General features: G+C 64.9%; 11 protein-coding genes and 1 pseudogene. 4 read left to right on the forward strand and 8 right to left on the reverse strand.

Annotation, left to right across the window (positions count from 1 at the left end; translation table 11 throughout):
• Positions 1 to 6: 6 nt before the first annotated feature.
• Together PHA84_RS02825 and PHA84_RS02830 are read right to left on the reverse strand one after the other, a co-directional pair.
• Positions 7 to 1,011: a hypothetical protein gene (locus PHA84_RS02825; RefSeq protein WP_270886569.1), complete on the reverse strand. Its 1,005-nt coding sequence runs from the start codon at positions 1,009 to 1,011 to the stop codon at positions 7 to 9.
• Positions 1,011 to 1,976: a hypothetical protein gene (locus PHA84_RS02830; RefSeq protein ID WP_270886570.1), complete on the reverse strand. Its 966-nt coding sequence runs from the start codon at positions 1,974 to 1,976 to the stop codon at positions 1,011 to 1,013. Before PHA84_RS02830 ends, PHA84_RS02825 begins: the two co-directional genes overlap by 1 nt.
• A 269-nt stretch (positions 1,977 to 2,245) precedes the next feature.
• Between PHA84_RS02830 and PHA84_RS02835 the strand changes: the two genes are divergently transcribed.
• The 4 genes from PHA84_RS02835 to PHA84_RS02850 all read left to right on the forward strand — a co-directional run bounded on the left by PHA84_RS02835 (position 2,246) and on the right by PHA84_RS02850 (position 6,006).
• Positions 2,246 to 3,121, forward strand: coding sequence for an oxygenase MpaB family protein (locus PHA84_RS02835; protein WP_270886571.1), 876 nt, complete (start codon positions 2,246 to 2,248; stop codon positions 3,119 to 3,121).
• Positions 3,118 to 4,047 carry a phosphatidate cytidylyltransferase gene (locus tag PHA84_RS02840; RefSeq protein ID WP_270886572.1) on the forward strand — a complete coding sequence of 310 codons (930 nt, stop codon included), beginning with the start codon at positions 3,118 to 3,120 and terminating at the stop codon, positions 4,045 to 4,047. Before PHA84_RS02835 ends, PHA84_RS02840 begins: the two co-directional genes overlap by 4 nt.
• An 11-nt stretch (positions 4,048 to 4,058) precedes the next feature.
• On the forward strand, positions 4,059 to 5,048 hold the full coding sequence (locus PHA84_RS02845) for a diacylglycerol/lipid kinase family protein (RefSeq protein ID WP_270886573.1): 990 nt from the start codon (positions 4,059 to 4,061) through the stop codon (positions 5,046 to 5,048).
• 184 nt (positions 5,049 to 5,232) lie between these two features.
• Complete coding sequence (locus tag PHA84_RS02850; RefSeq protein ID WP_270886574.1) at positions 5,233 to 6,006, forward strand: hypothetical protein; 774 nt, start codon at positions 5,233 to 5,235, stop codon at positions 6,004 to 6,006.
• A gap of 18 nt (positions 6,007 to 6,024) precedes the next feature.
• On the opposite strand, the gene PHA84_RS02855 is transcribed toward PHA84_RS02850, so the two are convergent.
• From PHA84_RS02855 to PHA84_RS20750, 6 genes and pseudogenes are all read right to left on the reverse strand, one after another.
• Complete coding sequence (locus PHA84_RS02855) at positions 6,025 to 6,705, reverse strand: CDP-alcohol phosphatidyltransferase family protein (protein WP_270886575.1); 681 nt, start codon at positions 6,703 to 6,705, stop codon at positions 6,025 to 6,027.
• Complete coding sequence (locus PHA84_RS02860) at positions 6,702 to 7,421, reverse strand: hypothetical protein (RefSeq protein ID WP_270886704.1); 720 nt, start codon at positions 7,419 to 7,421, stop codon at positions 6,702 to 6,704. Before PHA84_RS02860 ends, PHA84_RS02855 begins: the two co-directional genes overlap by 4 nt.
• A 228-nt stretch (positions 7,422 to 7,649) precedes the next feature.
• The gene (locus PHA84_RS02865; RefSeq protein ID WP_270886697.1) at positions 7,650 to 7,829 is read right to left on the reverse strand and encodes an ATP-binding protein; all 180 of its coding nucleotides are present in this window, start codon (positions 7,827 to 7,829) and stop codon (positions 7,650 to 7,652) included.
• A 28-nt stretch (positions 7,830 to 7,857) separates the two neighbouring features.
• Complete coding sequence (locus tag PHA84_RS02870) at positions 7,858 to 8,124, reverse strand: ATP-binding protein (protein WP_270886576.1); 267 nt, start codon at positions 8,122 to 8,124, stop codon at positions 7,858 to 7,860.
• 291 nt (positions 8,125 to 8,415) lie between these two features.
• Positions 8,416 to 9,390: a hypothetical protein gene (locus tag PHA84_RS02875; RefSeq protein WP_270886577.1), complete on the reverse strand. Its 975-nt coding sequence runs from the start codon at positions 9,388 to 9,390 to the stop codon at positions 8,416 to 8,418.
• 204 nt (positions 9,391 to 9,594) lie between these two features.
• Positions 9,595 to 10,065: pseudogene (locus PHA84_RS20750) on the reverse strand (fibronectin type III domain-containing protein); the annotation flags it as partial.
• Positions 10,066 to 10,198 lie beyond the last annotated feature (133 nt).

Consider the following 10,198-nt stretch of genomic DNA (forward strand, 5'->3'; position numbering starts at 1 on the left):
ACCCGCTCAGCGCCCAGGCTCGCCTGGAGGATTGCTTACATGACGTACCGCTCGAGGATCGGACGTCCCGCTCCGACCCCTAACGGATCTGATCATGGTGAGGTCCGCAAGCAGGCGCAAGTCCAAGGATGCGACGTGGTAATAGTGGGCCAAGAATCCGTCCATGAACTCGTCGAAGGTGTCCGGCGCGTGACGGATCCACCAGTCGACGCTTAGACGCTGGCTGGTGCCGCCGACGGACTCGAAGGCAGCCCGTTCGGTCGGTCGCTCCGAAAGCAGTGCGAGGAGCAAGTTGTACCGGCCCTCGGTGTGATCCGCCGTGACGTCGATCAACTCGTCGGCGTACTTGGCCGCGACTCCCAAGTGGAAGCTGTCCCTCAGTGCATTGCGCGGTGCGCGGACGTCGTGGACTTCGCTGACCAGCCGACAGAGTCGTTCGAGGTAGCCGCCAGAATCTAGGAGGATACTCTGCGCCTGGGTCCGCGGCGTGACGACGAAGCCAGGCGACGTCGCCAGGCGAACGTATCTAGCGTAGTCATCCAGGAAGTCGGGGAGGTCCATGAATTCTGCGACTCGCGACGCGAACCTGCGACTGGCCGCGAGCCGCTGCCAGCTGATCACGCACGAGCGTACGAGGTGCTGATCGAGGATCACGTCGAGGTCGAGCGGAGCGCCGAGCGCCAACCGGTGCTCGAACTCCTTGTTGAAGGCCGCCATCAGCCGGATGTAAGCGACCGCTACTAGTCCGGCGTCCCTGGTTAATCGTGTGCCGAGCAGCCGGCTCAGCCCGGACACGTAACCGTCGATCCATAGATCCAGAGCGGCTGCGGAGTGCCGACCGACCGCGCCGACGCAAAGGCGCGTCGGCCGCTCCAGTGCAAGATCACGCCGGTAGGGGCGACGGAAAAGGTGCTCGAGGTACTTGGGCGCCAGCCGCAGGGCGAGACCCACCATCGACCGCGAGGTGAGGTCTGACCAGTAGGCGGCCGCGCGATCGGCATCGGTGCGCATCAGACGGGCTCCGGAGCTCTTCGGATAGGCTTGTCCCAATACCGCCTACTTCCGACCAGGGCCCAGTTCAGGTCCAAGGGCAGCCTGAACGCGGGCGTCTCGAGGGAGCTGTAATGCTCGAGCGTCAACTTCACATACTCGTCGTGACTGCGCGGGCAGTGGGATTCAAGCCACGCCAGGGACAATCTTGGATTCTCACTCGCGGCCGCCGTTAGTCGCTGGCGCTCCAGCGGGTGGCACTCCGTTGCGGCGTGATACAGATTGGGGACGCCGGCGCGGAGGTCCTCACCGACGTCTCGAAGGTCATCGAGGAACTTTCCGGCCAGGCCCACGGACCGGAACTGCGCCCGGCAGCTTACGGTCGGCTCGTGCTGATTCGCAATAGCCAGGATGTCGTGGAGCGTCTCGAATACCATTCCCGAGTCGAAGTCTACGAGTGCCGCCGTCGACGGGAGGTCCAGCAACTGGCTGGCGGCCTCCTCCCGTCGCCTGAACTCTTGGTAGTACCTGCGGAATCGGTCTTCGACAAGGGCGACGACGGCCGCGCCATTAGGCAGGCACTGGCAGTAGGAGACGAAGCCGTCCCAGACGTCGGATACCGCTCTGTGGCCGCGAACCGCTTCGAATTCTGCGGACTCGGGCCTGTGACGAAGTCGCTCGAACTCTTGATCGAAGGTGAAGATGTAGATCATGAAGAGCGTCATCGCGAATCCTGTTGCGGGCGAGACCGTCAGGCCCGTGAAGCCTGTATAGGCTCGGATCATCATGTCACAGTAGATGTCGTGAGTGCACGTACGGATCTCCTCGGCGGTGCACTCACGCCACAGGCGGTCGGCGATCGACGAGCGGCGGAACGCTTTCACGACTTTGTGCCGGTATGCGAAGGGCGCGGTCTTGAGGTAGGCGCGGTAGCGAAAGGAACGAGACAAGAGTGTACGGACGTCCGCCTCCGCGCGACCGCGCATATGTCCTCTCCGTCGGACGTCTGCAGGGCGATCGTCTCCCAAGTCTCTCCAGTGCTGCAATCGCGCTCGTGCTCCCGAGGTCTCGATGATTCACGTGTCAACGTCCAGCCCCTTCGGCAGTCGAGGGCGTCGACATCGGCATTCGCGATTCTCCACCACACGTCATTGTGAGGTTATCGCGGTTCTGGGTCGAGTTAGTAGAAGACATCCGGGTACGCTGGGGATCGACCATTTCGCCCGCAGGTCGCGTACTGGCTTGGAGAACCGTGATGATTCACGCCGCCGACGGTGACATGCGCGTGTCATCATCCGGTCTCTTGCCCGCGGACGGGCCTGCACTGTCGATGCTGTGTCGCCGTTCAGTGTTGTACGGGGGTGGGTTACGGGCGATGCTTCTTCAGGCGGTCCATCCTGACGTCGCTGCTGCCGTCGAGAGCACCGGCGAATACCTGCAAGAGCCCTGGGCGCGTCACGCGAGAACTGTCGAGACGACTCTGCGCGTCCTCCTGGGGGAGCGCCAGGACGCCCTTGCGGCCGTGCGTCGCGTAAACGCCCTTCACGCTGCGGTGAGCTTGGAGGATAAACTCGGAAACCGCTCCTTCCCCGCGAAGGATTCCGATCTTCTCCTGTGGGTCCACGTCTCTCTAGTCTCCAGTTTTCTGGTCTTCGAGAGCCTGACCGTGGGCCGCCTGTCACCTCGGGAGCGCGACCTGGTGTGCGAGGAACTTGGTGTCGTGGGCCGCCTTCTCGGCGTGGATTGCGCGAGCCTCCCCAGAACCGTGGCGGACATCGACGAGTACGTCTCTGCGATCGTGTCCACCGGCGACCTCTGCGCCACCGCCAGTTCGGACATCCTGTGTAGAACGCTGACACGCGAGGCGCCGCTGCGGGTCCGGATCCTGATGCGCCCCCTCTTCGACACGGCCCTGGCGACGCTGCCGGATCAGGTCCGGCTCCTCTACCCGTCCGACCTTCAGGGTCTCGTCGGGCGATGGACTCGTCGCCCGTCTGCGTCCGTCCTTCGAGGAGCGAACCGAATCCTCCCTGGCCGCCTCACGGCCGTGCGTCGTCCTTCCGCTCGGCGCGGCAGTTGGCAGGGGGCGCGGTCGCCCGCCGACGTGAGCCAGGGGCCGGATCATTCGTGATCCACTCGCCTGCCCGGGACGCACTCTTCCTGCCGCTACTGCTTCGCGTCTCGTTGGCTCTGGCCGTCCTGCTCGTCTTGGCTGTGTTCCGGGAATGGCGTCGACGCACGTTTCCTGAACGCAGGTCGCTTCTGGTGCCGGTGCTCGTGGCAACCTGCCTGTCGCTGGGCATCCTGGTCGCTCTCTTCTCCGGTGATGCCGCAGTCGTGCTGTTGGTCGGCCTCTTGTGCTATCTGTGCAACCGCGAGTACGCCGGGATCACTGGCCTCCCCCTGCACTGCGACATCCTCCTCCACGGAGGTGCTGCGTGTGGTGTCGTAGCGGCAGCCTCGGGCCGTGGACAGTTGTTCACGAGCATCCCGTTCCTCGTCTTCGTCATTGCCGTCGTCGTCCGGGTCGCCACGGACACTGTCGAGGGCAGCGAGCAGCACATCGGGCGATTGCTCATCGGGACGTGTTACGTGACGCTCCCATTGTGCTCCTGGGTCTACGCAGCGAACCGGCTACCGGGCGGCCGGAGCCTGCTGCTCCTGGTGCTTCCCTGCGCTTGGCTGTCTGACATGTGCGGTTATACGATCGGAAGGACCTATGGTGGTCCGCGACTGGCGCCTCGGACCAGTCCGAACAAGACTTGGTCGGGAGCGTCTGCTAGCGTCGTGGGCGCTGCGGTCGGCGCGCCTATGATCGGCGCGGCACTGCCGTTGCACGCAGGCGTCGTCACGCTCGCGGCGTTTGGCGCGGTCGTCGGCGTTCTCGCCATCGTCAGCGATCTGGTGGAAAGCTTGGTCAAGCGCTCGCACGGTGTCAAGGACGCGGGCACTCTCCTGCCCGGCTTCGGGGGAGTTCTGGACCGGTTCGACTCGATGCTCCTGCCAGTGCCGCTGGCTATTCCGCTCGCCGCAGCGCTACACGTCCTCGGACCGTGAGCATGGTGACAATGCCACGACGGGTGGCGGTGGTGGTGAACCCCGCGGCGGGAAGGTGCGCGGCTGACTGCCTGGACCGCGTGCGGCGGGCCTTGTCGGCGAGGACAGAGGTGACGCCTCACGTGCTGCGAACCACGGTCATTCAAACAGGAGCCGCGGTGACGAGGGAGGCGCTGGCGGAAGGCGCCGATCTGGTGATCGCCTGTGGCGGGGACGGAACAGTGATGGCCTGCGCCGATGCTTTGCTGGGTTCTGGCATCCCACTCGGGATCATCCCGGCGGGCACAGGCAACATCCTGGCTTCCAGCCTGGGCATCCCCGCGCAGCCGGAGGCTGCGCTCGCGGTGGCACTTGGCGTCGGACGCGTCCAGGTGGACGTGTGCCGAGTCGGAGCCGGCGCCCCGTTCTTCGCCGGGAGCATCGGGGCCACCGCCCTCGTGATGCGAGATGCGTCCCGGCGATCGAAGAAGCGGTTTGGGATGGCGGCCTACGGACTGTCAACCGTCAGGCATCTGTTCGACGGCCCGCGGGAGTTCAGGGTTACGTGCGCCGACGAGGCCGAGCGCCTGGTCTGTGCAGACGCCGTCCTCGTGGGCAACTACGCGAGACTTGTGCGCAGCGTCCGTCTAGCGACCCCGCGAGTCGACGACGGTGTCATCGAGGTGGGCGTTCTTCGTTTCGACGCAAGGTGGCGGCGATCGGCAGACCAGTCGGCAGGGCGCCGCCACGTGATCGAGTGGCAACAGTGCCGCGGGAGCGTCCGCGTGGAGTGCGCCTCCGGCACGGCTTTCGAACGGGATGGGGACTGGGCAGGCCCTTGGCCCGGCGGGGTGGTCACGGTGACGTCCGGTCAGCTGTCGGTGTGTGCGCCCACGTGGGCGCAGGAGCCGGGACCGCGGACGTTGGCCGGCATGCTCTTCGCCGACCTGCGGAGTAAGTTGCCGCGACCGCCAGCTGATCGGCTCTCGTCACGATCACGCGACCGCACGACGGGGGTGTGACGGCTTGTCTCTGGAGCCCTTCCTCACGCGCCGATTCCGGTACTGGACAGCGCTGCGCGCCACCCCATACATCTACACGTACGGGATGCGGCGGCGATTTCGTACCTACCCGCAGGCACATCGTGCGCTGGAAGGCGTACAGAACCCGGAGATGAAGCGAACGGCGCACGACGTGTACTGCGCCATGTTCCTGCGCGCCTACCATCAAGCAACGAAGATGCGGCTGAACCCCTTGACCGGCTTGGCAGTGACGCTGTTCACCGCGTTCATGTACGCCTTGGACGACGAGTACGAGACCCGGCAACTCAGGACGCAAGAGCCGACAGACCTCCGATCCGTGATGTCAGGCGCCGGCGTGAGCGAGGTCTGGGAGGCATTGAGGCGCTACTGTAGCGAGGCGGGTTGTTGGGAGGCGGTTCGCAGGGAGATCATCGACAACTTCCTCGACCGCTGGTTCGAGGATTACCGCAAGCATGTGGAAACGCTGCGACGAAGCGAGGGAGGGTTGGACTCGGCCCTGGCCCTGGTCGAGATCGACTCGGGCCACTCACTTCGGTGCGCGTATCGAGTGATCCGTGCCTTCAACGGTCACGAACACGACAGCGCTTGTGAGGAGCAGTTCGGAGTCATGGGCGTTGGAGGGAAGTTCATGGACGACCTCTCGGACTTCAGGGAGGACGTCATGGCCGGCGCGCCGAACCTGCTCTGGTCGTTCCTGGCTGAGGAGCCAAGGGAGCGGAACATCGCGGACGCCGCCGTGACTGGTGCCGACCTGCTGACACCGGCGTGGTGGCGCACCAACTGCCCGATGACGTACCGACGCTACAGCGAGGCGATCATCCACTACCGGCGTAGGGTGGTGGTCCCGGGTCTGGTACTGACCCTGGACCTCTTTCTGGCGCTGCTCGGGACGGATCGCTTCTGGCGGACCTCCACAGTGCGCACGCGTGGAGGCTAGGGCGGCCGCATGAAGAGGCTACGCCGAGCGAGATGTCACCTGTTGCCGCCCCGCCGGCACGGACAGCATCGCGTAAACGTACTGGCCGAGGGACACGTAGTAGAGGATCAACCCGATGCCGATCAGTGCCAACGCGCCGATGTGGACGATGCTGCTCCCGAAGGTGGCGGACCGGTCGAGAATGAGGAACGGGAGCGACACGAGCAACGCCATCGTGGCTAGCTTACCCGTTTTGCTGACCGGCACGCGCCCGGTCGGCAGGGGCCGTCCGAACTGTCCGACGACCGTCACCATAGCGAAGAGCAGGACGTCGCGCGTGAGCAGTAGCACCACCACCGACACGGGGATCACCTTCGCCGCCAGGAGTGTCAGTGCGGCCACCGCGACGGTCGCCCGATCCACGACGTGGTCCATCATGCTACCGAGCTTTGTCACTTGGTTGAAGCGGCGTGCGACGTAGCCGTCGATGGAGTCCAGGAAGGAGACGGTGCTCAAGACGAGGCACGACCCGAACCAGGCCTGCCTGGCCAGCGCCAAGTAGGCGAAGAGAGGTAGCCCGATCAGCCTCAGCAGCGTAATGACGTTCGCCCACGTGAGCACCCGCTCGTGAACGACGATCGGTGCGTCGAGGTCTATACCCGTCCTGAACATGCGGTGTCGCAGCCACGGCACTGCCCTCGTGAAAATCCATTTCCTCACTCGTCCCCCTCGCTCATGCCAGAGCTGCGGTGATTGTGCCTCTTGACGCCAACGGCAAGCACGGAAATCCAAAGGACTGACGTCGCGAGGAGCGTAATCGTGGCGAAGGTGGTGTGCGCTTCGAGTTGGGCGATCCAGGGTTTCACAACGGTTTGACTCGACCGAGCCAGCATTGTCGCGGCCCACACGCGAAGGGCAGTTCCCGGCAGGTGTAGTGCGACGAACCGGGCAGGGCTCATGAGCGCCGCACCGGCAAGCACGGCCACAGGACGGTCGGAGAGTATCAGGACCGCCATGTTGCCTGAACGTGCGAACGCTTGCTCAGCCCTTCTCACCAGTCTCGCTAACCACCCGGAGCGCTGACGGACGGTGCGGAGCGCGGACTCTCCGGTCCACCGGCCTAGGAAGAAGTACAGTAAATGTTCGGTGAACCGGCTCACCATCGACGTGACGAGAAGGACCACCTGCGGCAGCGTGTCGGCGACCAAGACCATGTTATGGAGCCGAGCATCGAGGGCCAGGAGGACGACCGGATGCTCCTGCGCGAGGACGATGGCAAACGATCGGCTGTAGACCTGGGCCGTCCAAACACAGACCAGCGTCACGAGCAGACAGACGATCCGGATCTTGTGAACGCGCGAGCCAGAACGGGAGGCTGCTGCGACGGCCGCTTCGAGGTCGTAGCCCATCACGCGGCTCAAGGCCGACAGGAACATCGGCCGCCCACCCTCCACGCTGCTTTGCATGTCCACTGCACTTGCACCGCCAGCCTACGAATGCAGGATCGCGAGGACAACTGGAGCGCGTGGCAAGAGCGCCGTCCCGGTGGCAGACGCTGGACTGGACGAGGCGGTCAATCACGGCGGCGGCGACGGTCTCGTCGCCGAAGAAGTCGCCCCAACGGCCGAACTCCTTGTTGGAGGTACGATCGGCGAGGCTCGTTCCTAGCGGGCGGACACGAGCTGGAAGAACAGGTTCGCGGGTTCGTGCTCGAACGGGATGTAGCCGACCTGGTCGATGACCAGTAGCGGGCAGCGGCGCAACCGGCGCAGCTCGGTTTGCAGGCGCCCGGCGTGGTGGGTGTCGACGAGCCGGTCGACCCATTCGGCGGCGGTTGCGAACAGGACTCGGTGCCCGGCCTGGTAGGCGCGGCTAGCCTAGCGATCCCGTGGCTAGGTGGGTCTTGCCGGTGCGGGGCGGGCCGAGGAACACGACGTTGTGCCTGCCGGCGAAGTCTAGGGTGCCCAGGTGGGCGATCAGGTCGCGTTTGAGTCCTCGGGCATCGTCGAAGTCGAACTCCTCCAGCGACTTGCGCGCGGGGAACCGCGCGGGGCGCGGATCCTTCTCTCGCCGCCGTGGGACTCCCGGGCGGACACATCGGCCGCTTCCACCTTGACGAGGCGCCCACGGAGCGCTCACCGCACCGCAGAGTGCTTCTGGCTAGGCGCCCCGAGGCTGAGGTCGCACCGTCAGGGGGGCGCATCACGCGCCCAGGCTCCGCACCACGAGGCTCAAGGCAACCCCCGAGCGCTGCGCGGCGGCCCTAATGCCGCGGCAGCCCGGCCGCGTTCACTCCGTCAAACCGCGGCGTGCCAATCAAATCTGTAAAGTTGAACGGTCAATGAACGAGCTACTGCGCGTTGCCTTTCCAGCCTTGCCCTCGAGGACCCGGCCTCGTTCGATCCATGTCTCTGGTGCGCGCCTAAGGCATCACTTGAAGTAGCCCGAGGCGTCCGCTATGAGCTGTACGTTGCCCTGCGAGCCGTTGAAGAGGTCGATCCTGCCGTTGGCTCCAAGTCCGGTCACGACGAGGTTTGGCACCGTCTGTCCAGACCCGAAGTTCAGGCTAGACGTCGATGGTGGCGATTCTCCATCGGGATAGACGGTGACATAACCGGGGGCTGCTGGTTGGGTGACTGTCAGGTTGAGGACGGCGGCGCTGGCCCCTGAGGGGACGGCCGTGCTTCCGGATATCTGAACCGCTGCTCTTTCGAAGGGAGCAAACGGTCCTGGGATGGCCAGTCCGACACGGCTGTCCATAAGCCGAGTTGGCTCCACAGCGTGGAATGCGCCGGGATTCGTCGCGTCGCCAGACAGAAAATATCCCGACACGTCTGCCACCAGTTGCAGACCGCCACTCGAGCCGTTGTAAATCGTCATGGCCCCGTCTGTTCCCAGAGGAACTATTGCTGCGTTCGCGACGGTCTGTCCTGCAACGAAATTCAGGTTGGAGGTTGCTGGACGCCCAGTCCCAGTGCCGTAGGCACTCACCCATCCGCCCGTAGTGGGCTGTGTGACTGTTATGTTCAGCACTACAGCCGAGACCCCCGAAGTCGGGACGCCGTCGTGCCCTTCCACGGTCAAGGTGGTCGAATACCCGGGGCCAACGGCGCCCCGAGAGGCCCCAGTGCCACTGCGAGTGTCAAGGACACGGCTGGGAGTCAGTGCGCCAAAGGCGCCGCCGCTTGATGGGGATCCTGCGACGAAGTAGCCTGTCACGTCAGCAAGCAGTTGCACGGTCCCGCTGGACCCGTTGAACAAATCGACGTCCCCGTTCGCGCCAACGGGGACGATTACCAAGTTCGGTACCGTCTTCCCGCGTACGAAGTTCAAGCTGGAGGTGGATGGGCGTGCCTTACCGTCCGGGTAGACGCTGACCCACCCAGTTGCCGTGGTCTGGGTCACGGTGACATTGAGTACCACGGCAGACACGGCTGCGGGCACACCGCCCCGCCCAGTTACCTGCAAGGCGATGCCTTCGCCGGCCGCCAAGGGTGCGCGTGCCGCCCCGTTGCCGATGCGTGTGTCCAGTAGGCGAACCGGGGTTAGTCTCCGGAACATCCCGGCGATCGGCGACCCAGGCACAACAGGAGCGGAAGCCACTGATGGGTTGCTGGACCCGGCGCTGTTCACCGCGGTTACTGTGAACGTGTAGGAGGCTCGGTTAGCGAGGCCAGTCACGACGCAAGACATTGCAGCCGTCACGCATGACGCGTCCCCTGGACTGGCGGCAGCTCGGTATGAAGTGATCTGGGCTCCGCCATCGCTGCTCGGTGGGCTCCATGAGACTGTGGCTGCCGCATCGTGGCCCACGGCGACAACACCCAACGGTTGGCTTGGCGCGGCCGGTGGGGGGCCGAGCGTTACCTGGTTGCTGTAGTAGTCGTGGCCGTCGGTGGCCTGGATGCCGATCCAGAAGTTGCCGGACCCTGAACACAACCCCGACGACCACGACTGGTTGGCCGACGTAATGGTGATCTGGCCGTGGTTGGGTACCGTCCCACCGGTCGGATAGCCGGTTCCGGTGTGACAGAAGAAGTAGGACACGCCGGTAGGGAAGTCGGCCAACTGCACGGCCATCTGCCCGTTGTTGTTGGAGACGCTCACGGAGGGCGTCCCCGCGCCCAAGGGGACTTGGTTGCTGTAGTAGTCGTGGCCGTCGGTGGCCTGGATGCCGATCCAGAAGTTGCCGGACCCTGAACACAACCCCGAC

Origin of the sequence: Pedococcus sp. 5OH_020 (genome assembly GCF_027812955.1) — a bacterium.
Classification (GTDB): Bacteria; Actinomycetota; Actinomycetes; order Actinomycetales; family Dermatophilaceae; genus Pedococcus.